Origin of the sequence: Niveispirillum cyanobacteriorum, assembly GCF_002868735.1 — a bacterium.
GTDB classification, from domain to species: domain Bacteria; phylum Pseudomonadota; class Alphaproteobacteria; order Azospirillales; family Azospirillaceae; genus Niveispirillum; species Niveispirillum cyanobacteriorum.
Genome location: NZ_CP025612.1, coordinates 875,070 through 897,434 on the forward strand (window position 1 = coordinate 875,070; position 22,365 = coordinate 897,434).

A 22,365-nucleotide genomic window follows, 5' to 3' on the forward strand; every position below is an offset into this window, starting at 1 on the left:
CAAAGGCGCGACGCTGGAGTGCGCCAAGAGCATATCGGGAGGACCGGACATGGCCGAAGCCGCCATCAAGATGACCACACGCGAACCCTTCCTGTGGGAGAAGAGCTATCCCGCCGGTGTTTCGTGGGACATCGACCTGCCGGCCCAATCCCTGCCCGCCATGCTGGACGCGTCCATCGCGCGTTTCCCCAACAATCCCTGCGTGGACTTCCTGGACAAGAAGTTCACTTATGCCCAAATCGGCTCTCTGGTGGATCGGTTCGCCGCCGGTCTGCAGAAGATGGGCCTGAAGAAGGGGCAGAAGGTCGGGCTGTTCCTACCCAATACGCCTTATTCGGTGATCTGCTTCTTCGGCATCCTGAAGGCCGGCGGCACCGTCGTGAATTTCAACCCGCTCTATGCCGAGCGGGAAATCGTTCACATGATCAATGACAGTGAAACCGACTTCATGGTCAGCTTGGACCTGAGGGTGACCTATGACAAGCTGGCCAAGATGTTCGGCCAGACGCGCTTGCAAAAGATCATCGTCGTGCCAATGGCCGACATCCTGCCCTTCCCCAAGAACTGGCTGTTCCCGATTGCCAAGCGCAAGGAGGTGGCTGATATCCCCCGCGACGACCGCCACATCTGGTTCAAGACGCTGACCGCCAATGACGGACGACCGGCGCCGGTCACCATCGACGCCATGAACGACATCGCCGTGTTGCAGTACACGGGCGGTACCACGGGCGTGCCCAAGGGTGCGATGCTGACCCATTTCAACATCACGGCCAACACCCGCCAGGCCACCGCCTGGTTCTATGAAGCAGTGGACGGGGAGGAGCGCATGCTGGGCGTGCTGCCCTTCTTCCATGTCTTCGCCATGACCTGCGTGATGAACCTGACCCTGATGAAGGGCGGGGAGATGATCCTGCTGCCCCGGTTCGAACTGGACCAGGTGATGGAGACAATCGACAAAAAGAAGCCGACACAGTTCCCCGCCGTCCCCACGATCTATACCGCGATCAATAATCACAAGGACGTGGCCCGCTACGACCTGTCCTCCATCAAGCTTTGCAATTCCGGTGGCGCGCCGCTGCCGGTTGAGGTGAAAGCCCAGTTTGAGAAACTGTCGGGCTGCAAGCTGGTCGAGGGCTATGGCCTGTCCGAAAGCTCGCCCATCGCGACCATTAATCCGCCCCATGCCAGCCGCGCCGGCTCCATCGGCCTGCCGGTACCAGGCACGATCATCAAGATCATCAGCCTGGAAGACCGTAAGACGGAAGTGCCGCAGGGCGAGCGTGGAGAGATCTGCATCATCGGCCCGCAGGTGATGAAGGGCTATTGGAACAAGGCCGAAGCCACCGCCGAGACCCTGGATGGCGACATGCTTCATACCGGCGATGTCGGTTACTTCGATGACGATGGCTATATCTTCATCGTCGATCGCATCAAGGACATGATCCTGGCCGGCGGTTACAATGTCTATCCGCGCAATGTGGAAGAAGCGATCTATCAGCACCCCAACGTGGCCGAATGCATCGTCCTAGGCGTGCCGGACCCGTATCGCGGCCAGACGGTCAAGGCCTATATCAAGAAGCGTGAAGGCTGCGAACTGTCTAAGGAAGACATGAAGGCCTTCTTGGAGGATAAGCTGTCCACCATCGAACAGCCCAAGCTGTATGAGTTCCGTGACGAACTGCCCAAGACCATGATCGGCAAGCTGTCACGCAAGGCGCTGCTTGACGAGTTGGAAGCCAAGAAGAAGGCAGGATAACTCCAGATCAGTGGCTGCGACGGCCCTTCGCCTTACGATCATGCGAGTTGAAGCAACTCGGCGATGATGTGACGTCATCCCATAGAATCTTGCAAGGGGCGGTGCGCCGGAACGCATCGCCCCATTTGCATTGTCCGGACTGGTTGTACATCTGCCCCATCCGGGGTAACACGCTTTGAAGCCTTCATGCCCTCAGCTTCTTTGCAAAGGATTGCGTGCGTCGGAAACGGTGAACAGGACGATTTTGCCGTGACACAGCCGTTGACGAAGGCTCGGTCGCACCATATGGTACCGCTATCAACACAAATAACAGATAATGTTTCGGGGAGATGAAGTAGCACCGATCGGCGCTCAAGATGCCCTCAACCATCTCTGCACGTTGATTGTGATGTTCGCCGGCATGACGGCCTTTTGTGCGACCAAGCAATTGGTCGCTTTAAAAAGATCGCAATGACACCGGTATCAATTGGTTGATCCATCCACAGCTCCCGCCTGGATCATCGGCCCGCTTCGGTTCCCCGTGTCGCGCAGTTGGACCCGCACCACAAGAACGAGAGCAAAATGACAGCTTGGACCCGCAGACAGGCCCTGAAGGGCATCGGCGCCACCACCTTGGCCTGCCCTATTCTGGCAAATGCGCAAACGGCGTTGGCGACGACGGTACCGCCGTCCCCCCTGACACTCTGGTACCGCAAACCCGCGAGTGTTTGGACCGAGGCCTTGGCCATCGGCAACGGGCGCCTGGGGGCCATGGTCTTCGGCGGGATTGCCAAGGACCAGTTACAGCTCAATGAAGATACATTGTGGTCGGGCGGACCCTATAACCCTGTCAACCCGGACGCCCGCGCCGCGCTGCCAGAGGTGAGGTCGCTGATCGCCCAGGGCAAATATGCCGAGGCGGAAGCCCTGGTTAATGCAAAGATGATGGGCAAGCCCGTCCGGCAGATGTCCTATCAGACCTTGGGCGACCTCTGGCTGGAGTTTCCGGGCCTCACCGACGCGGCGGAGTATCGCCGCGATCTGGACCTGGACAGGGCCGTTGCAACAACACGTTTCCGTGTTGGCGACACTCTCTATACGCGGGAAGTCTTCGCATCGCCCGTTGATCAGGTCCTTGTAGTGCGCCTTGCGGCGCAGGGGGCGGGCCGGGTTGATGTGGATGTAAAGCTTTCCAGCCCCCATAAGGGCGTAGTAGTGAAGGCAGATGCGTCCGATCTGCTGTTTCTGCGCGGTCGCAATGGGGAACAGCACGGCGTGGCCGGTGCGCTGCGCTTCACTTGCCAAGTGCGCGCCCTGGCATCTGGCGGCACGGTTCAGCCCGGCGGCGACCACCTGATGGTTCGCGGCGCCGAAAGTGTGGTCCTGCTGCTGGCTGCCGCTACCTCGTTCCGCCGTTATGATGATGTCTCGGGCGATCCCGACGCCATAACAGCGGGGCAGATTCTGGCCGCAGCAGATAAGCCGTTCGCAGAAATCCTGGATAGCCACCTGAACGCGCACCGCGCCCTGTTCAGGCGGGTTTCCATTGATCTGGGCACCAGTGCCGCAGCCGAGCTGCCCACCGACGAACGGATAAGCAACAGCGCGGAATTGAATGACCCTGCCCTGGCAGCGCTCTATCACCAGTTCGGCCGTTACCTGCTGATCTGCTCTTCCCGTCCCGGGACCCAGCCGGCCAACCTGCAGGGCATCTGGAACGACAGTCTGAAACCCAGCTGGGGCAGCAAATATACCATCAATATCAATACGGAGATGAATTACTGGCCGGCGGAGCCCACCTCTCTGCCGGAACTGGTAGAACCGCTGGTATCGCTGATCCGCGACATTGCCGAAACCGGGGCGCGCACTGCGCGCGACATGTATGACGCACGCGGCTGGATGGCTCATCACAACACCGATCTATGGAGAGCCACCGCACCAATCGATGGCGCAAAATTCGGCATGTGGCCTGTCGGCGGCGCTTGGCTCTGCCTGCATCTCTGGGATCATTATGACTACGGCCGGGATTTGGACTTCCTGGCCAAGGTCTATCCCCTGATGAAGGGCTCGGCGGAGTTCTTCCTGGATACGCTGGTCGAGGACGCGAAGAGCGGCTATCTGATGACTAGCCCGTCACTGTCGCCTGAAAACCGGCATCCGCACGGTTCCTCACTGGTCGCCGGTCCGGCGATGGATCAACAGATCCTCCGTGACCTGTTCGACAATTGTATTAAGGCGGCGGAAATCCTGGGCATCGATGCAGAGTTCCGTGAACAGGCGGCAAAAACCCGCGCACGTCTCGCACCTGACAAGATCGGTAAGGTCGGGCAGCTTCAGGAATGGGTGGAGGACTGGGACATGCTGGCCCCGGAAATCCATCACCGCCATGTTTCCCACCTCTATGCCGTCTATCCCAGCGGCCAAATCGATGTGTTCGACACGCCGGAACTGGCGGCAGCGGCCCGCAAATCCCTGGAAATCCGGGGCGATGAAGCTACTGGCTGGGGTATCGGCTGGCGGTTGAACCTATGGGCACGGCTGGGGGATGCGGAACGGGCACATCTGGTGCTGCGTATGCTGCTGCGTCCCACGCGCACCTATCCCAATATGTTCGACAGCCATCCGCCCTTCCAGATCGATGGTAATTTCGGCGGCACGGCAGGCATCACCGAGATGCTGCTGCGTAGCCGCAAGAACGAAATCCACCTCCTGCCAGCCCTGCCGTCGGCCTGGCCCAAGGGGGCGATCAGTGGCCTGCGCGCACGGGGGGCCGTGCGGGTCGATCTGTCCTGGTCGGGCGGTCGGCTGGATCAGGCCCTGCTGGAGGCACGGGTTGCGGGCCGGCATCGCATACGCCTTGGCAAACATGTGGTGGAGATTGATCTTGAACCCCGCAAACCTGTGCGCGTGACCCGCAACGGGGCCGCCCTTGCAGTCACTCCCCTCTGAGGATGGCGCCCGCCATGAAGAAATTTGCAATCTGTTTGGCATCCTTGGTGCTGGCGTGCCCGGTTCTGGCCGCCGACCCGGCCCCGGACACGCCCCGCCCCCGCATGGCCAAAATCGTGCTGATCGGCGACAGCACCGTTGCCGTGCAGGGCGGATGGGGGCCCAGCTTCTGCGGATACCACGTCACATCCGCCGTCGCCTGTGTCAATCTGGCCAAGGGTGGGCGGAGTTCCGGTAATTACCGGGCCGAACGCTCCTGGGAAATCGCCATGGAGGAGGTGAAGGGTGGCGGGTTTGACAAAACCTATGTCCTGATCCAGTTCGGCCACAATGACCAGCCGGGCAAACCCGGCCGGTCAACCGATCTGGCGACCGAGTTCCCAGCCAACCTGAAGCGCTATGTGGAGGAGATACGGGCCGCAGGCGCAGAACCGATTCTTGTCACCCCCCTGACGCGAAGGCAGTTCAAAGAGGGCGTTCTGCAGGACGATCTCGGCCCCTGGGCAGAGACAACACGTGGGGTTGCTGCCGATCTGAAGGTGCCGCTGATCGATCTGCATGCGCGTTCACGTCAGGCGGTGCAGGAGATGGGTCCGACCCAGGCCAACCGCTTCGCCCAGATGCCGCCCCCGCCGGAGGTGGCCGCCGCCGCCCTGACCGGCACCACCATTCCGGCCAGCAAGCCCAGTGATCCCGCCGCCGGTCAGACACCAGCACAGAACAATGCGGCGGTGGAACCGATGGGCCAGGCCAAACTGTCCTTCGATTACACCCACCTGGGCCGTGAAGGGGCGGATTACTTCGCTACCATCGTCACAAAGGAACTGGCGGATGCCGTGCCCGCCCTTCGCCGTTTCCTGATCCCCTGACCCGACCGACGAGAGAGAACACGACATGACCGATATCTCCCGCCGCAACGCGCTTAGTCTCGCCCTGATGGGCGGTGCAGGCCTTGCCACTGGCCCCGCCGCAATCGCCGGGGCTGCTGCGCCCGCTTCCGCACCAACCGCCTGCATTCCGCCCGGCAAGCCCGGCGGCCCGCAATGGGCACGCGGCCTGGACAACCAACGCAAGCCCGACCTGGGCGATGGCCGTTTCCTGAACCCGCTTTTTTCCGGTGACCATCCCGATCCCACGATCCTGAAGGACGGGAAGGATTATTACATCACCTTCTCCACCTTCGACAGCTATCCGGGTCTGGTCATCTGGCATTCGCAGGATTTGCTGAACTGGAAGCCGGTGACAGCGGCGCTGACCAAGAATCTGGGCTCCGTTTGGGCACCAGAACTGACCAAGCATAATGGCCGCTTTTTCCTCTACATCCCCGTAAAGGGCACGCCGACCGGCACCTATGTCATCTGGGCCGACAAGATCGAAGGCCCGTGGAGCGAGCCGAAATATCTGGGTCTTTCCGGCTTCATCGACCCCGGCCATGCCGTGGGCGAGGATGGGTCGCGCTGGCTGTTCCTGTCAGGCGGCAGCCGTATCCGCCTGAGCGATGATGGTTTGTCGACCGTGGGGGAACCGGAGAAGGTCTATAACCCCTGGCGCTATCCGTCCGATTGGATCGTGGAGGGTTTCTCACCAGAAGGGCCGAAGATCACGCGGCATGGTGAATATTTCTATATGATCACCGCCGTGGGCGGCACGGCGGGTCCGCCGACCGGCCATATGGTCATCGCCGCGCGGTCGAAATCCATCAATGGCCCCTGGGAGGATTGCCCCCACAATCCCATCGTCCGCACCGTCAGCAATGATGAATATTGGTGGTCGCGCGGCCATGCCACGTTGGTGGAGGGGCCAGCAGGCGACTGGTGGTCCGTATATCACGGGTTTGAAAATGGGTTCTGGACGCTGGGCCGGCAGACATTGCTGGACCCCGTGGAATGGACGGCGGATGGCTGGTTCCGCATGACGGGCGGTGACCTGTCGCAGCCCCTTCCCGCCCCCAAGGGCGGCAAAAAGGGGCCGCATGGCATGGCCCTTTCGGACGATTTCAAGACCCTGCAAATCGGCACGAAATGGAACTTCTTCAAACCCGGCCCGACAGAGGACGCGCGCGCCAGCGTGGCCAACGGCACATTGCACCTGGTAGCCAGCGGTACCGCGCCCAAGGACAGTTCACCCCTGCTCCTGGTGGCCGGCGACACCTCGTACCAGTTCGAATGCGATATCGAGATCGAGGCGGGCGGCGTGGCCGGTATGGTGCTTTTCTATGATGAGAAGCTCTATTGCGGCGTCGGGTTCGATGAGAAGCGGTTCGTGACGCATCAGTACGGCATCGAACGGGGCCGCCCCGGTAACCCGCATGGGCGCAAGATGCGGCTGCGCACCACCAATGACCGCCATATCGTCTATTACGATTTCAGCGGCGATGGCGGCAAAACCTGGAACCGGTTTGACCGTGGCATGGAAGTATCGGGCTATCACCACAATGTTCGTGGCGGCTTCCTGATGCTGCGTCCGGGCATTTACTCCGCCGGTAGCGGCACCGCCAAATTCTCCAACTTCACCTTCAAGGCGTTGTAACCATGCCGGCCCTGCTGCTTGCCGCCGCCCTTGTCACGACCATTCCCGCCTTTCCCGGGGCCGAGGGGGCGGGTGCCACCTCCCTGGGTGGGCGGGGCGGCGCTGTCCTGCGGGTCACAAATCTGGAGGATAGCGGCCCCGGATCGCTGCGTGCGGCCGTGGAGGCGGCGGGGCCGCGCACAATCATCTTTGACATTGGCGGCACCATAATCTTGAAAAGCCCACTGAATGTCCGTCAGGGGCGCGTCACCATCGCCGGGCAGACGGCGCCCGGCGATGGCATCACCCTGCGCGGGCAGCCGTTCCGGATCCATGCCGACGATGTTGTTGTCCGCTATCTGAGGGTCCGTTTAGGCGATGAACAGGGGGTGGAAAGCGATGCGTTCGAAATCACGGGTGGACGGCGGATCATGGTGGACCATGTGTCGGCCAGTTGGTCGGTGGATGAAAGCCTGTCGATCGGCTCCACCTACAAACAGGTGGCGGACGGCCCTTATGACATTACCGTGCAATGGTCGATCATCGCACAGTCACTGAACAAGTCGCTGCATGCCAAGGGGCAGCATGGTTATGGCACCTTGTTGCGCTGTTCCCATGGCGCAAAAATCAGCTTTCACCATAATCTCTGGGCTCACCATATCGCCCGCATGCCACGCCCCGGCAACACGCAGATGCCACCGGTGGACAATATAGGACCGTTCTATCAATTCCATTCCAATGTCTTTTACAACTGGGGTGGAAGGGCGTCGGGTTACAATGCCGATCAGGGGGTGAAGGCCTCCATCGTCAGCTATGATTTCATCGACAATACCTACATTTCAGGCCCGAATTCACAGGGGCAGCTCGCCTTCGAAGAGGCGAACCCCAATGCGCGCCTCTATTTCGCTGGCAACAGCATGAATGGCAACATCCCGACCGATCCATGGTCGCTGGTCGATGCCAGGGTCGGCATCCGCCGCGATACGCCGCTGGCGGACATGGCCCCACTGACACCGGACCCTGCTCCCAGCGCCTTTCAACGTGTCCTGGCCCATGCCGGTACATCACTTTCCCGCGATACCATCGACCGAAATGTGGTGGCCAGTGTGAAGGACCGCACCGGCACATTGATCGATAGCCAGACACAGGTCGGCGGCTGGCCCGCCCTGGCGCCCGGCCAACCCTGGACCGACAGCGACGGCGACGGCATGCCCAATGCCTGGGAGATCGCCAATCACCTGAAACCAAACGATCCTTCAGATAGCTTCAGGGTAGGTGCCAACGGCTACACCAACCTGGAGCAGTGGCTGAATTCTCTCGCGTCGAGTTATCAGTGAAAATCTATTATCACTTGTGAAATTTGCATTGACACCGGTGGTCAGTCGCCATAGCTTGATGGGAGATCAGCCAAGGAATAGTGGGCTTTAATCTATCCCCCGACTTTGGTCGGGGACCGCCCAAACTCTTTGGAATCTCGACGACTGCCGGTGTTATCGCTAACGCAAAAGCGTTATTGACACCGGTGACAATTGGACTTAACTTTTCTGTCATAACATCAATCAAACCGGCTTTAAGGTCGTGATTGAAACAAGGCGACAGCGCCTGAACGCCGGTAACGGCGTCGAACACACCAGGGGAGGCAGATTATGAACCGGACATATCGACGATCCAGGGCAAAGACCGCCGCCGTCTAGCGCAGGCGCTATCCGCCTTTAAAACTGGAACTTGATCATGTTGACGCCCTGCCCCATGGCGGATGGCGGACGGGATCGCTTTAACATGACACGCCGGCTGTTCCTGGCCGGTGGCGCCTTGTCTGCGTCCCTGCCCCTTCCTGCGCTCGCTGCTGACACGCCCCATGTACATGTCGCGAAGAACGGCCGCAACGGTGCCTTTCGCAGCATTGCTGACGCACTGGCCGCTGCGCCTGACGACCCGGCAAAGCCTTGGCATATCGCGATTGGCCCAGGCGTTTGGGAGGAGAAGCTGCGGATCACCCGACCGCACGTCACCCTGACGGGGGCGGGCCGGCACCGGACAATCCTGACCTATTCCATGGCCGCAGGTATGAAACGGCCGGACAAGGGCAACTGGGGAACCTACGGATCCTCTGCGGTGACGGTCGAGGCGCCTGATTTTGCCGCTGCCCATCTGTCCATCCGCAATGATTTCGATTACGTAGCGAACACGCTGCGCGCCGACGGAATCAACGGGGCACAGGCGGTCGCTCTGGCCCTGGGCCCCGGAGCGGACCGGTCCGTGCTGCGCGACGTTGCCATTATCGGCCATCAGGACAGCTTCTATCTGCGGTCGGGTCGCGCCCTGGTGGAAGACAGCCTGATCGCCGGCAGCGTGGATTTCATCTTCGGCGGGGCCGCAGCACTGATCCGCAACTGCGAAATCCGCTCCCGCCTTCGCCCCGGCGACGGGGTACAGGGCTTCGTGGCCGCCCCCAGCACACATCAGGGACAACCGGTGGGCTTTGTCTTCCGGCAATGCCGCCTGACGCGGGAGGACGCTCTGCCTGACGGTTCAGTGTATCTGGGCCGTCCCTGGCGGGCGGGCGGCAACATGGAACTGCTGGGGGCCAGCGCCTTCATCGATTGCTGGATGGACGCACATATCCATCCCGATGGCTGGACCTCTATGGGGTACACGCGCGACGGCACCCGTACGGAGCTGACACCCGGTGAAGCGCGACTTTTCGAGTATGGCAGCCAGGGACCGGGCAGCGGCAGCGCCAGTCGCAGCCGGCGCCTGCTGTCGACCGGCGATCTGGTGACATTCGACAGATCGAACATGTGGGGCGACTGGCAACCGGCATGACAGACCGGGAACACCAGCGTCGGACAAGGGGAGGTAGAGGAAAATGAGTGTGAAGCAGAACCTGACACGCGGCCTGGGCGGCTGCTCCATCTTGGCCCTGGCTGTTGCTGGGCTGATCATGCCCGGCATTGCGTCGGCGCAATCGGCCCCCGCCGCTTCGGGTGCCGCCGGTGGTGAGCTAGAGGAAATCATTGTTACCGGCTTCCGCGCCTCGCTGCGTTCCGCCCTGAACGAGAAGCGCAACTCCACTGAGCAGGTGGATGCGATCAATGCTGAGGACATTGCCGACTTCCCCGACAACAATCTGGCGGAAAGCTTACAGCGCCTACCGGGCGTGTCCATCGACCGAGACAATGGTGAAGGCCGATCGATCACCGTCCGTGGCCTGGGTGGCGATTTCAACCGTACCCGTCTGAACGGCCTTGAAGCGCTGTCGACTGCCGGTTCCAACGATTCCGGCTCCACGCCAAACCGCTCCCGCTCCTTCGACTATTCCACCTTCGCCTCCGAGCTTTTTTCCTCCCTGAAGGTGCAGAAGTCGCCGTCGGCGGAAACGGATGAAGGCTCGCTGGGCGCCACCATCGACCTGCAAACGGGCCGTCCCTTCGACTACAAGAAGGACACCTACGCGCTGTCGACGGAAGGCAGCTACAATCAGAACTCCAAGAAGATCAACCCGCGCACGGCGGGCCTTTTGTCCCACCTGTTCAACGACAATACGATGGGCATCCTGATTTCCGGTGCCTATTCCAAATCGGTGAACGAAATCGACCAGTTCCGCCGTAGCCCGGGTCAATCCGACTACCTCTACCGCGGCTCACAATGGGCGGGTGATGAAAATCCCCAGCGGGCCGGCTTCTCCGCTCCGGTGGGCACCAGCTTTGGCAGCGCGATCACCAATCCCGACGCCATCGCCTACCAGACCGGTTCGGACCCTGTGGCCTACGCCAAGCTGTATCCCGGCGCGCCCTACAACACGCCGGGTCGCTTCAATGACAGTCTGGTCCGCATTCCGGCCCTGGCCTCCATCGAACAACAGGATGTGAAGCAGGAACGGCTGGGCCTGACCGCCGCCTATCAGTGGCAGGTGAACGACGACACCAAGCTGTCGATCGACGGCGCCTATTCCCGGCTTGAGAACCTGTCCACCTACAATCAGGTGTCCAGCGTCGGCCTGAACCGCAACAACACCAACGCCACCTATAACACCGCCAGCAATTCGCTGACCCCTGTTGCGGCCCGCGCGCTGTATCCCGGTCTATGTGTGCCCAACGCCGGTAGCGATCTCGTACCGGCGCAGGATTGCGGCCAGCAGCTTTACGGCTCCACACCGGCCTTTACCACGGCCGTCAACGCATCAGGTCAGCGGGTGGCGTCGATCCTGGGAGCAGCGGCAGTTGTGCCCGGCGGCACCACGCCCACCAACGCCAACATCTTCTCGACCAACCCCTATAATCTCGACCCCTACGACTATTACAACAACCCCAGTTCGGTGGGTTACATCCCGTCCAGCAATCGACTGGCATTCCGTGGCGCGCTGATCGGGCGGCCTGCTGTGGACGTGCTGGATGCCAATGTCACCAACGGTTTGGCGGATTATCTGGTTCTGAGGAATGTGGATTTCCGCTCTGCTGCGGACCAGAGTCACTATGTGACGAAGTTCCACCAGGGTTCATTGCAGCTGGATCATGATTTCAGCGAAGATTTCACCATGCGGATCATTACCGGCATGTCGAAATCGACCAATGTCAGCCAGGGTCTGCTGGTGGAATTCAACCGCATGGATAGCCAGGGCCTGTTCGTCTATGACGAACGCGGCGGCGGTTCCATGCCAGTGATCGATTTTGGGTTCGATGCTGCCGATCCCGCCAACTGGGAAACCGTGAAGGGCTTTTCCGGCATCCGCAATTATCAGCGCTTTGTGAAGAACACCTACAAGCAGGGCAAGATCGACTTCGATTGGCAGATCGTTGACGAATTCAGCCTGGGTTTTGGTGCGAACTACAAGGAGTTCACGTTCAATACCGACCAGTACGAACGCAACAATGACCTGCTGAACCCCACCCTGAAGGAGGCCGGCGTCACCACCGCCAGCGTCAGCCGCGTCATCGATTTCGGCCAGGGGCTGAAGGTGCCGGACGGCACGATGACCAGCTTTGTGGTACCCTCGATCCAGGCCTTCGACGATCTGTTCGACTTCACCTGCAACTGCGTTAACAAATGGGGTGACTGGCGCATCACCAACAAGCGCAATGGCGGCCGCGAGCGTTATAGCGTGACCGAGCGCGATACCGGTTATTATGTGCAGGGTGACTGGGACCTGGAACTGTTCGGTAACCCGTTCCGTGGCAATGTCGGCACCCGTATCGCCGTGACAGAGGTCGACAGCCTTGGTAACAGCAATGCCGGGCGCCCGCTGAAAGGCTCCAACAAGTATACCGATATCCTGCCCTCGCTGAACATGGTGTATGAGCCCATCGACGATGTGCTGCTTCGCTTTGGTGCTTCCAAGGTGATGGCGCGCCCGCTGCTGGGCAACCTCTCGCCGACCATCACTGCCCTGTCGATTCCCAATACCGGCGCCACGACGGGCGCCACGCTGACCATCGGCAATCCCAAACTGAAGCCGTTCCGCTCGGATAATTTCGATGCCAGCGTCGAATGGTACTTCCAGCCGGGTGGCCTGATTTCCATTGCTGGTTTCAGCAAGGATATCAGCAGCTTCCCGCAGACCGTGCTCTATTCGGCCAAACTGTCCGACTTCTTGGATGATGAAGGTATCCAGGCCATCCGCGCTGGCTTTACCAATGCCCAGCAACTGGCCTACCTGGATGCCGGATATGAGTTCACGGCCCGTCAGTACCGCGACGCACCCGGCGGCTGGCTGCGCGGTTTTGAGGCCAGCTTCCAGATGGACTTTACCTTCCTGCCGGAATTCTGGTCCGATTTCGGTACTCAGTTCAACTACACCCATATCAAGAGCAAGCTGAAATATATCCTGGACCCCGGAACGGCCACCGTAGCCCCGACCATCGCGACCGGGCCGTTCCTGAATGTGTCGCCGGACGCCTTCAATGCCACTCTCTACTATGAAACGGACGATTTCCGCGCCCGTGTCTCGGTAGCGCAGCGTAAGGGCTACAGTACGGCCTATCCCATCGCCGCCGGTGCCTGTGCCCCCGGCCTGCAAACACCGGTGCCGACCAGCCCGGCCACGCAGGGCACGGCGTGCGACAGCCCGCTGATCAACGATTTCGTCTTCAGCCGTTCGACCACCAATATCGATGCGTCGATCAGCTACAAGCTGACCGACCTGATCACGGTCACGGCGGAAGGTCTTAATCTGACCAACCAGACCAGCGACCGCTACGCCTATGAGGGCCAGGAGGCTGTCACGCAGTATGGCAGCTCCGGCCGCATCTTCCGCGTCGGTACCCGCGTCCGGTTCTAACCTCCCTCCCGCGGGCTGAATTCCTTCCCCGCGAGATCACTGGCCCCGTCCTTGGCAACAGGAACGGGGCCATTTTTTTGATGAACACCGCCCGGCTTCAAAAACCTGTTCGCCCGGTGTATGGCTTTGTCCCGACAGAGAGCTGGCATGCGCGATGGCCGGTTGGTGAAAGGATCATCCATGTCCCGTCCCGGATTGAAAGGCACCTACGCGGCCCCTGCCCTGGAAAAGGCCTTTGAAATTCTGGAACTGCTGGCGGACCGGCCGGCGGGCATGCAGATCAGCGAGATGTCGGCCATCCTGGGCCGGTCGGTGGGCGAGTTGTTCCGCATCGTTATCGTCATGGAGATGCACGGCTATCTCCAAAAATCGGAAACGACCGACCGCTACACCGTGGCCTACAAGCTACTCGATGTGGCCTTGCGCGCCACCCCGTCGCAGAACGTGATTGCCGCTGCCCTGATGCCGATGGAACGGCTGGCATCGGCAGTCGGACAATCCTGCCATCTGGTGGTGGTGAATGGCGGCCAGGGTCTGGTGATCGCGCGCCAGGAAAGCCCCGGCACACGCGGCTTCGCGCTGAAGGTGGGGGCCGCCGTGGATCTGCTGCGCAGCTGTTCTGGCCATGTCCTGCTGGCCTTCTCTCCCCCTGCCCGCACATCCCGTCTGATCGAACTGGCGGAGGCGGCAAAGGGGACGGCCTGCGACCGGGCCGCCCTGGAGAAGGTGCTGGCACAGGTCCGAAACCAGGGTTTTGACAGCCGCAAAAGCCCAGTCACCTTCGGCGTTACTGACATCAGCTTGCCGATCTTCGGTTTCAACGGCGATGTCATGGCGGCCCTGACCATCCCCTTCATGGAGATGATCGACGGATCACAGAAGGTGGATGCAGAGGCGGCGCGACAGGAACTGCACGCCGCGACCCAGGCAATCTCTGCGGTTTTGGGCCATCAGGGCTGACCAACACCAATCATCCGCATTTTCTTATTTGAGATTACAATTTCATAAGCGATAATGGCACCCAAGAAATTTTGGGGAGGTCATGTCCATGCTCAGGTGCCGCGTCGGGGGCGGGAAATGACCCGCCGTCTGGTTCTGGCGCTCGACCTTGTGTCGGATGCCGCACTGATTGCCGACTATGAGAAGCAGCATCGGCCCGGCGGCGTCTGGCCAGAGGTTTTAAACCATATCCGGGCGTCCGGTGTGGTGCAGATGCAGATCTGGCGGGTGGATGACCGGATGGTCATGGTGGCAGAGGTCACGGAGGACTATCCCCGCGCCACCCCAGCCGCGCTGGATGAGGCTGTGTCCCGTTGGGAACGCTGATGTGGCGTTTCCAGAAGGCACTGCCGACAGCGCAAGCGGGGGAGAAATGGCGCCCTATGCAGCCGATTTTCGATCTGTCACAGCATGTGCCATTGCCCGGGGGGATGGAATGACATTGCCCCGTCGCCGCATTGGGCGCACAGCGCTGACGGTGCCGGAAATCGGTTTCGGCGCCGCCCCCATGGGTAATCTGTACAACCCCGTGGGTGACGAACAGGCCCGCGCCACCCTGTCCACAGCCCTGGATTCAGGACTGACGCATATTGATACGGCACCCTATTATGGCTTTGGTCTGTCGGAACGGCGGGTTGGGGACGCGGTGCGCGGACGCACCAACGTGGTTCTATCAACGAAGGTGGGACGCCTGCTGGCTGTCGACACCGGTGTCATCGACGATCGAGAACGGTGCGGCTTCCGCTCCGCCCTGCCCTTCCGCCCGGTTTACGATTACAGCCATGATGGCATTCTGCGGTCGCACGAGGCGTCGTTGCAGCGGCTGGGGCTGGGGCAGGTGGACATCCTTTATGTCCATGATATCGGTGCGGTGACCCATGGCGATGCGAACAGCGCCATGATGGCGCAGTTGACGACAGGCGGTGGTTTCAACGCACTGGAACGGTTGCGGGCGGAGGGGGCGATTGCGGCCTTCGGCATTGGTGTGAATGAGGTGCAGGCTTGCCTGGATTGTCTGGACCGGGCCGATCTGGACGTTATCCTGCTGGCCGGGCGCTACACGCTGCTGGAACAGGGGCCGCTGGATGACCTTATTCCCCTCTGCGCCCGTCGTGGTATCAGCCTGACCCTGGGCGGCATCTTCAATTCCGGCATCCTGGCGACCGGCACACGCGGTAACAGCGTCGGATACTACAATTATGCCCCCGCCCCGCCGGAAATCCTGGCAAGGGTGGGCCGGATTGAGGATGTATGCGGGCGTTATGGTGTTGCCCTTCCCGCGGCTGCCCTGCAATTCGTACTTTCCCATCCGGTTGTAGCCAGCGTCATTCCGGGCCTGGACACACCTGATCGGGTACGGGCGATCCGGCAGTTATACGAGGCACCAATACCACGAGATTTCTGGACGGAACTGCGGCATCTGGGCCTGCTGCGCCCCGATGCTCCCATCCCATCAGGAATTGGGGCCGTGCGATGATCATCGACGCGCATCAGCATTTCTGGGACCCCGCGCGCGGCGATTACGGCTGGCTGGCACCAGACCAGCCAACGCTGTACCGTCCGATCTTGCCGACCGACCTGCGTCCCCTGCTGGACGATGCTGGCATCGACGCCACCATCCTCGTCCAGGCGGCACCCACGGTTGCGGAAACTGACTTCCTCATGGGGCTGGCGGCGGCCACACCCTGGGTTAAGGGGGTGGTCGGCTGGTTTGATCTGGACGCGCCAGACATTGCCGACCAGATCGCGCGGCGACAGGCACAGGCGAAGTTTATCGGCATCCGGCCCATGCTGCAGGATATTAATGACCCCGCCTGGATACTTGGCCCCGGACGGGCGGCCGGGCTTGAGGCCTTGCAGACATCGGGCCTGACCTTCGATGCGCTGGTAATGCCGCCGCAACTGGCCTGTGTCGTTGAACTCGCCCGGCGTTACCCCGATCTGCGCATCATCATCGACCACGGGGCTAAGGGCCCGATCGGCATGGGTCCGATCCCTGGTTGGCGCCGTGAAATGGCCGCCGCCGCCCGATGCGGCAATGTCACCTGCAAACTTTCGGGTCTGCTGACGGAAATGGCACCCGGCACGGATGATGCTGCAATTCTGGACCGGATGGCGGAACTGCTGGATCTGTTCGGGCCGGATCGGTTGATCTGGGGGAGTGACTGGCCGGTGCTGGACCTGGCTGGGTCCTATCACCGCTGGCATTCACTGACCCAGGCGTTCCTGGCCCGGCTGGAGGCCGGCGCGAAAACGGCGATCATGGGCGGCAATGCCGCACGTATTTACAGGCTGGAGGGACCGTGATGGCACCGGCGGTGATCCTGCTGCATGGCGACGATAATGTCGTTGTCTGCTGCCGGACGGTGGAGGCGGGGGAACATATCCGCGTGGAAGGGGTGGATATCATCGCAGAGCAGCGCGTGGCCCTGGGTCACAAACTGGCACGCCGTGACCTTTGCACCGGCGACAAGGTCATAAAGTACGGCGCGTCCATCGGTTCGATGACCGCCGATATCAAGGCAGGCGGCTGGGTCCATATGCACAACATGAAAAGCGACTATATCGGCGCGCATATGCGCGACGCCGTCACCGGCTGAAGGGGGCGCCATGAACGCGCAAGGCTATCTGCGGCCCGATGGGCGCAAGGGCATCCGCGATGTACTGATCGTGGCCTATTTGGTGGAATGCGCCCACCATACGGCCCGGCGGATCGTAGATCTGGCCGATGACCCACAGGTGCATCTGGTGGGCTTTCCCGGCTGTTACCCTAATGATTACGCGCGGCGGATGATGAAGGCGCTGGTCGCCCATCCCAATGTCGGCGGCGTCATCCTAGTGTCGCTGGGATGCGAAAGCTTTGACCGCGAGGGGGTGGCGGCCCATGCCGCCGCCCATGGCCGACCGGTGGAAACCATCGTGATCCAGCAGGTGGGCGGCACCCGTGCCGCCATCGAACAGGGCCGCGCGGCCGTGGGACGGGTCAAGGCACAGATGGCCGCCGCCCAGGTGCGCGTACCGCTGTCGCTGTCAGATCTGGTGGTGGGGACGGTTTGCGGCGGGTCAGACGGGACCAGCGGCATCACGGCCAATCCCGCCGTGGGCCGTGCCTTTGACGGTCTGGTCGATGCCGGCGCCACCTGCATCTTTGAGGAAACGGGGGAGATGATTGGGTGCGAGGGGCCGATGGCCCAGCGCGCCGGCAGCCCGGCTGTGGCCGATGCCATTGTGGCATCCATCGCCAAGGCCGAAACCTATTACCGCACCATGGGATTTGGCAGTTTTGCACCCGGCAATGCCGAAGGCGGCCTTTCGTCACAAGAGGAAAAGTCGGCCGGGGCCTACGTCAAATCCGGCAGCCGCCCCATCATCGGTGTCATCAAGCCGCCAGAGCGCACAACCGCCCCCGGCCTGTACCTGATGGATGTGGTACCCGATGGGGAGCCACGTTTCGGGTTCCCCAACATTTCCGACAATGCCGAAATTGTGGAAATGATCGCCAGCGGCGCGCATCTGACCCTATTCACCACAGGGCGCGGGTCGGTGGTGGGATCGGCCATCGCCCCCGTCATCAAGATCACCGGCAATCCTGAAACCTGGCAGCGTCTGGGGGAGGATATGGACATCAATGCCGGTGCCATCTTCGACGGGTCTGCGACATTGGATAGTGTAGGGGCAGAGATTGTCGCCCTGATCGAGGCGGTCGCCGGTGGGGCGGAAACCAAATCCGAAGCCATGGGCCACCGCGAATTCATCCTCACCTATAAGGCGTTCGAGCCCTCCGGGCCCGGCTGCTTTCCCCGCTAAACCGGAGCCATGACAGGCATCATGAGCCATAAGGGCAGACTGGCGGGAAAGACCGCCCTCATCACCGCCGCCGGCCAGGGCATTGGCCGCGCCACAGCCGAATTGTTCGTGGCGGAAGGGGCTAAGGTCTGGGCCACCGATATTAATGACGGCGCATTGTCCAGCTTGTCGGGCTGTAAGACGCGCCGGTTGGATGTGCGCGACCCGGCGGATATCGCCGCGGCCAATGCCGAAATTGGCGGCATCGACGTCCTGTTCAATTGTGCCGGCATCGTGACCGGCGGCAACATTTTGGAATGTACCGAGGATGAATGGGACCTGTCCTTTGACATTAATGTCAAAGCCATGTTCCGCATGATCCGCACTTTCCTGCCCGGCATGATCGAACGCGGCGGCGGGTCGATCATCAATATGTCGTCGGTGGCCAGTTCCATCAAAGGCGTGCCGAACCGGTTTATCTATGGCGCATCGAAGGCGGCGGTCCTGGGCCTGACGCGGGCGGTGGCGGCGGATTTTGTGACCAAGGGTATCCGCGTCAACGCGATCTGCCCCGGCACCGTCGACACCCCGTCCCTGCATGAACGCCTGCGCGCCACCGGCGATTACGAGGGGGCCTGGGCCAGCTTCACCGCCCGTCAGCCAATGGGCCGCGTAGGCGCCCCGCAGGAGATTGCGGCGCTGGCCCTTTATCTGGCGTCGGACGAAAGTGCCTTCACCACGGGCCACGCCCATGTCATCGACGGCGGTTGGACCAACTGACTACTATTTAGGACAACATCATGAAACTGCTCCGATATGGCGCCGCCGGCGCTGAAAAGCCGGGCCTTCTCGCCGCTGACGGGACCATCCGCGACCTGTCCTCCGTGGTGGGGGATATTGACGGTGCGGCGGTGACGCCAGAGGCGCTGGCCCGGATCGCCGCCATCGACCCCATCACCCTGCCCGTTGTGGAAAAGGTGGAACGGTACGGGGCATGTGTGGCACGTCCGGGCAAGTTCCTGTGCATCGGACTGAACTATGCCGACCACGCCGCCGAAAGCGGCCTGCCCGTTCCGGCGGAACCGGTGGTGTTCATGAAGGCCACCAGCGCCCTTTCTGGCCCCAATGACCCGGTGATCCAGCCCCGGAACTCCACCAAGCTGGATTGGGAAGTGGAGCTGGCCTTCGTTATCGGCACCGAATGCCGGTATGTGGACGAGGCAGCGGGTCAGGCGGCCATTGCCGGCTATTTCGTCTGCAATGACGTGTCCGAACGCGCCTTTCAGTTGGACCGGGGCGGCACCTGGGACAAGGGCAAGGGCTGCGACAGTTTCGGCCCCATCGGCCCCTGGCTGGTGACAGCGGACGAAGTGGGTGATCCCGGTGACCTGTCCATGTGGTTAGAGGTCAATGGCCACCGCTATCAGGATGGGTCCACGCGGACCATGATCTTCAAGCCAGGCTTCATCGTCTCCTACCTCAGCCAGTTTATGAGCCTGCAACCCGGTGACATTGTCACCACAGGCACGCCGCCGGGCGTTGGCATGGGACAGAAGCCGCCGAAATACCTGTCCCATGGCGACCGTATCCGCCTGGGTATCCAGGGTCTGGGCGAACAGGAACAGGTGGTTGTGGCACCGATTTGAAGGTACAAGAAAAGGGGGGGGCAGAACGGCGTATCGTTCTGCCCCCCCTTTTTTATGACCGTTTGGGCAGGGCGTAGAGGGCGACAAAGGCGAAGCAAACCAGGGGCAGCAGGAACGCCAACTGCATCGTGCCCGTGACAACCGCCACCATGCCCATCAGAGGTGGGCAGATGGCCCCGCCAATGATGGCCATGATTATGAAGGACGACCCCAGCGGCACCAACGATCCCAGTTTGTCGATCCCCAGCGCGAAGATGGTGGGGAACATCACCGACATGAAAAAGCTGGTCAGCATCAAGGCGCCGACAGCCACCTGCCCCGGTGCAAACGCCGCCACACCACAGAGCAGCGCATTGATCACCGCATAAATACCCAACAGCCGGGCCGGTGCGATGCGCGCCATCAGGGCCGTGCCGACAAAGCGTCCAACCATGAACAGGATCAGGCTGGCCGACAGCATGAAGGCGGCCTGCTTTTCCGGAACCTCCGGCATCGCATCCTTCACGAAATCCACGAAATAGCTCCAGATCCCCACCTGCGCCGCGACATAGAAGAACTGGGCGATGACGGCCATCACCAGGGTGCGGTGGGAGAGAAGGCGGCGGACCTGGCTGCCGAATGTTTCGTCAGAACCCTGTTCAAAGTCGCCCTTGGGCAGCGTGGTGAAGATCACGGCCAGGGCAATGAACCCCGCCACGGCGGCCAGCAGCGCATAGGGCAGTCGCACCGTCGATGCCTCCATGGCGCGGTAGGCATCCAGATCGGCGGGCGACATGGCGGCCAGCGCTTCTGGCGAATGCTCGATACCGGAGAAGATCAGCACGCCGCCAATGATGGGGGCGATAAAGGCCCCGAAGCCATTGAAGGATTGCGCAAGGTTCAGGCGCTGCGGCGCACGGCTGGGGTCGCCAAAGGCAGTGATATAGGGATTGGCCGCTGTTTCCAGAAACGCTGCCCCCGCCGCAATGACGAACAGGGCCGTCAGGAACAGGCTATAGGTTTGGATGTAAGAGGCGGGCAGGAACAGCAGCGCGCCGCCCGCATAAAAACACAGGCCCGTAATGATCGCCGCCTTATACCCAAAGCGACGCATCACCAGACCCGCTGGCAGGGCCACAACGAAATAGCCGATATAGAACACGAACTGAATAAATCCCGCCTGCATCCGGTCCAGGCCCAAGGCCTTTTGAAAGTGGCGGATCAGGATGTCGTTGAAGTTATTGGCAATGGCCCACAGGAAAAACAGGCTGGCAATCAGCGCGAAGCCCCAGCGGTAGCCATGGGTGATGAAGGACGCCGATGGTCCCTCTGTGCGCCCAGACATTTCCTCTCCTGACATATCGGCCTTCTCCTGGCTCTTATCAGACTGTTGCGTTTAGAAACGTGCGATGGCCTTCAAAACGTGGTCCGCCTCCGCGATTAAACGGGGCAGACGGGTTGGCATGTCCACCGCATCGAAACCATGGGTGTAGAGGGCCGCATCGGGGATATCACCAGACCGAATGGCCGCGATAACCCGATCGAAATCCGCCCTCAGGGCGTTGCGGCTGGCCAGTAGCGTGGTTTCCCGCTTGTGAAATTCCGGATCAGCATAGACCAGATCCCCCTTGGCAACCCCCACCAACACAAAGGTGCCGGAATGGGCAACATAGGAGAGGTTGGACGACATGGCCCCGATATGGCCGGTGGCATCGAAGACGATGTCAAACATCTCCCCATCGCTGCGGGCGCGCAAAAGCTCCGCCGCCCCCTCGCCGCCGCGCACGGTGTCGGTGAAGCCCAGACGGGATGCGGCATAGGCCAACCGCGCATCGCGCAGGTCGGTAAGGGTGACGGTGGCACCATTCATGCGCGCGAACAGGGCCGTGGCGATGCCAATGGGTCCGGCCCCCGCCACCAATACCCGATCCCCCTTCCTTGCCCCTGACCGCGCCACGGCATGGGCGCCGATGGACAGAAACTCCACCATCGCCGCCTGTTCCAGCGTCAGGCCGGTCGCGTCGATCACGGCATCTTCGGGCACCGATAACAGCTCTACCATCCCCCCATCACGATGAACGCCCAGAACCTGAATGTTGCAACAGCAATTGGGCCGCCCACGATGGCAGGCGCGGCAGGTCCCACAGGGCAGGTAGGGATTGATGGTGATGGTCTGTCCAGACCGAAGGGCCGAGCCGGCAGGGGCTTCCACCACCTCCCCCGCAAGTTCATGGCCCATGACACGTGGATAGGCCAGATATGGCTGATTGCCTTCGTAGATATGGTAGTCGGTGCCACATAATCCGACACAACGGATACGGACCAGCACCTCATCCGTCTGCCGCACCGGCGGGGACCGGGTGACCAGCGACAAGGTCCCTGGTTGCTCACAGACAACTGCCTTCATCATCGGTTCCGTATTCAAAAAACGGGGGTCCATCTTATATATGGAAATTAATTCTCATATACACAATTGGAGGCACCAC

The 22,365-nt window shown here is 61.3% G+C and carries 17 protein-coding genes; 15 read left to right on the top strand and 2 right to left on the bottom strand.

Going from position 1 to position 22,365, the window contains the following annotated elements; all coding sequences use genetic code 11:
- Positions 1-49 precede the first annotated feature (49 nt).
- The 15 genes from C0V82_RS19600 to C0V82_RS19670 all read left to right on the top strand — a co-directional run bounded on the left by C0V82_RS19600 (position 50) and on the right by C0V82_RS19670 (position 19,900).
- On the top strand, positions 50-1,756 hold the full coding sequence (locus C0V82_RS19600) for a long-chain-fatty-acid--CoA ligase (RefSeq protein ID WP_245924250.1): 1,707 nt from the start codon (positions 50-52) through the stop codon (positions 1,754-1,756).
- Positions 1,757-2,317: 561 nt separating this feature from the next.
- Positions 2,318-4,684 carry a glycoside hydrolase family 95 protein gene (locus tag C0V82_RS19605; protein WP_102114084.1) on the top strand — a complete coding sequence of 789 codons (2,367 nt, stop codon included), beginning with the start codon at positions 2,318-2,320 and terminating at the stop codon, positions 4,682-4,684.
- 14 nt (positions 4,685-4,698) lie between these two features.
- Positions 4,699-5,553, top strand: a complete 855-nt coding sequence (locus tag C0V82_RS19610; RefSeq protein WP_102114427.1) for a rhamnogalacturonan acetylesterase — start codon at positions 4,699-4,701, stop codon at positions 5,551-5,553.
- Between the two features lie 25 nt (positions 5,554-5,578).
- On the top strand, positions 5,579-7,213 hold the full coding sequence (locus tag C0V82_RS19615) for a family 43 glycosylhydrolase (protein WP_102114085.1): 1,635 nt from the start codon (positions 5,579-5,581) through the stop codon (positions 7,211-7,213).
- Positions 7,214-7,215: 2 nt separating this feature from the next.
- Positions 7,216-8,529 carry a pectate lyase family protein gene (locus C0V82_RS19620; RefSeq protein WP_102114086.1) on the top strand — a complete coding sequence of 438 codons (1,314 nt, stop codon included), beginning with the start codon at positions 7,216-7,218 and terminating at the stop codon, positions 8,527-8,529.
- A gap of 442 nt (positions 8,530-8,971) precedes the next feature.
- Positions 8,972-10,018 (top strand): pectinesterase family protein, encoded by a 1,047-nt coding sequence (locus tag C0V82_RS19625; RefSeq protein ID WP_158660063.1) that lies wholly within the window; start codon positions 8,972-8,974, stop codon positions 10,016-10,018.
- Positions 10,019-10,061: 43 nt separating this feature from the next.
- Complete coding sequence (locus C0V82_RS19630) at positions 10,062-13,469, top strand: TonB-dependent receptor (protein WP_199772540.1); 3,408 nt, start codon at positions 10,062-10,064, stop codon at positions 13,467-13,469.
- A 180-nt stretch (positions 13,470-13,649) separates the two neighbouring features.
- Positions 13,650-14,429 carry an IclR family transcriptional regulator gene (locus C0V82_RS19635; protein ID WP_102114088.1) on the top strand — a complete coding sequence of 260 codons (780 nt, stop codon included), beginning with the start codon at positions 13,650-13,652 and terminating at the stop codon, positions 14,427-14,429.
- Between the two features lie 117 nt (positions 14,430-14,546).
- Entirely contained in the window at positions 14,547-14,795 is a 249-nt protein-coding gene (locus C0V82_RS19640) for an L-rhamnose mutarotase (RefSeq protein WP_245924251.1), read from the top strand.
- A 109-nt stretch (positions 14,796-14,904) separates the two neighbouring features.
- The gene (locus C0V82_RS19645; protein WP_102114089.1) at positions 14,905-15,945 is read left to right on the top strand and encodes an aldo/keto reductase; all 1,041 of its coding nucleotides are present in this window, start codon (positions 14,905-14,907) and stop codon (positions 15,943-15,945) included.
- Positions 15,942-16,775 (top strand): amidohydrolase family protein, encoded by an 834-nt coding sequence (locus tag C0V82_RS19650; protein ID WP_102114090.1) that lies wholly within the window; start codon positions 15,942-15,944, stop codon positions 16,773-16,775. Before C0V82_RS19645 ends, C0V82_RS19650 begins: the two co-directional genes overlap by 4 nt.
- The gene (locus C0V82_RS19655) at positions 16,775-17,068 is read left to right on the top strand and encodes a UxaA family hydrolase (RefSeq protein ID WP_102114091.1); all 294 of its coding nucleotides are present in this window, start codon (positions 16,775-16,777) and stop codon (positions 17,066-17,068) included. Before C0V82_RS19650 ends, C0V82_RS19655 begins: the two co-directional genes overlap by 1 nt.
- A 10-nt stretch (positions 17,069-17,078) precedes the next feature.
- On the top strand, positions 17,079-18,275 hold the full coding sequence (locus tag C0V82_RS19660) for a UxaA family hydrolase (RefSeq protein WP_102114092.1): 1,197 nt from the start codon (positions 17,079-17,081) through the stop codon (positions 18,273-18,275).
- Between the two features lie 21 nt (positions 18,276-18,296).
- Positions 18,297-19,034, top strand: coding sequence for an SDR family oxidoreductase (locus C0V82_RS19665; protein WP_102114429.1), 738 nt, complete (start codon positions 18,297-18,299; stop codon positions 19,032-19,034).
- A 20-nt stretch (positions 19,035-19,054) separates the two neighbouring features.
- The gene (locus C0V82_RS19670) at positions 19,055-19,900 is read left to right on the top strand and encodes a fumarylacetoacetate hydrolase family protein (protein WP_102114093.1); all 846 of its coding nucleotides are present in this window, start codon (positions 19,055-19,057) and stop codon (positions 19,898-19,900) included.
- Positions 19,901-19,952: 52 nt separating this feature from the next.
- Here C0V82_RS19670 and fucP read toward each other — a convergent pair whose 3' ends face one another.
- Both fucP and C0V82_RS19680 read right to left on the bottom strand, forming a co-directional pair.
- On the bottom strand, positions 19,953-21,224 hold the full coding sequence (fucP, locus tag C0V82_RS19675; RefSeq protein ID WP_102114094.1) for an L-fucose:H+ symporter permease: 1,272 nt from the start codon (positions 21,222-21,224) through the stop codon (positions 19,953-19,955).
- A 51-nt stretch (positions 21,225-21,275) separates the two neighbouring features.
- Entirely contained in the window at positions 21,276-22,289 is a 1,014-nt protein-coding gene (locus C0V82_RS19680; RefSeq protein WP_199772541.1) for a zinc-binding alcohol dehydrogenase family protein, read from the bottom strand.
- Positions 22,290-22,365 lie beyond the last annotated feature (76 nt).

Bases quoted from the DNA above. Each gene is read 5' to 3' on its own strand.
- C0V82_RS19600 (WP_245924250.1), top strand. From the start codon at position 50: ATGGCCGAAGCCGCCATCAAGATGACCACACGCGAACCCTTCCTGTGG.
- C0V82_RS19605 (WP_102114084.1), top strand. From the start codon at position 2,318: ATGACAGCTTGGACCCGCAGACAGGCCCTGAAGGGCATCGGCGCCACC.
- C0V82_RS19610 (WP_102114427.1), top strand. From the start codon at position 4,699: ATGAAGAAATTTGCAATCTGTTTGGCATCCTTGGTGCTGGCGTGCCCG.
- C0V82_RS19615 (WP_102114085.1), top strand. From the start codon at position 5,579: ATGACCGATATCTCCCGCCGCAACGCGCTTAGTCTCGCCCTGATGGGC.
- C0V82_RS19620 (WP_102114086.1), top strand. From the start codon at position 7,216: ATGCCGGCCCTGCTGCTTGCCGCCGCCCTTGTCACGACCATTCCCGCC.
- C0V82_RS19625 (WP_158660063.1), top strand. From the start codon at position 8,972: ATGACACGCCGGCTGTTCCTGGCCGGTGGCGCCTTGTCTGCGTCCCTG.
- C0V82_RS19630 (WP_199772540.1), top strand. From the start codon at position 10,062: ATGAGTGTGAAGCAGAACCTGACACGCGGCCTGGGCGGCTGCTCCATC.
- C0V82_RS19635 (WP_102114088.1), top strand. From the start codon at position 13,650: ATGTCCCGTCCCGGATTGAAAGGCACCTACGCGGCCCCTGCCCTGGAA.
- C0V82_RS19640 (WP_245924251.1), top strand. From the start codon at position 14,547: ATGACCCGCCGTCTGGTTCTGGCGCTCGACCTTGTGTCGGATGCCGCA.
- C0V82_RS19645 (WP_102114089.1), top strand. From the start codon at position 14,905: ATGACATTGCCCCGTCGCCGCATTGGGCGCACAGCGCTGACGGTGCCG.
- C0V82_RS19650 (WP_102114090.1), top strand. From the start codon at position 15,942: ATGATCATCGACGCGCATCAGCATTTCTGGGACCCCGCGCGCGGCGAT.
- C0V82_RS19655 (WP_102114091.1), top strand. From the start codon at position 16,775: ATGGCACCGGCGGTGATCCTGCTGCATGGCGACGATAATGTCGTTGTC.
- C0V82_RS19660 (WP_102114092.1), top strand. From the start codon at position 17,079: ATGAACGCGCAAGGCTATCTGCGGCCCGATGGGCGCAAGGGCATCCGC.
- C0V82_RS19665 (WP_102114429.1), top strand. From the start codon at position 18,297: ATGAGCCATAAGGGCAGACTGGCGGGAAAGACCGCCCTCATCACCGCC.
- C0V82_RS19670 (WP_102114093.1), top strand. From the start codon at position 19,055: ATGAAACTGCTCCGATATGGCGCCGCCGGCGCTGAAAAGCCGGGCCTT.
- fucP (WP_102114094.1), bottom strand. From the start codon at position 21,224: ATGTCTGGGCGCACAGAGGGACCATCGGCGTCCTTCATCACCCATGGC.
- C0V82_RS19680 (WP_199772541.1), bottom strand. From the start codon at position 22,289: ATGATGAAGGCAGTTGTCTGTGAGCAACCAGGGACCTTGTCGCTGGTC.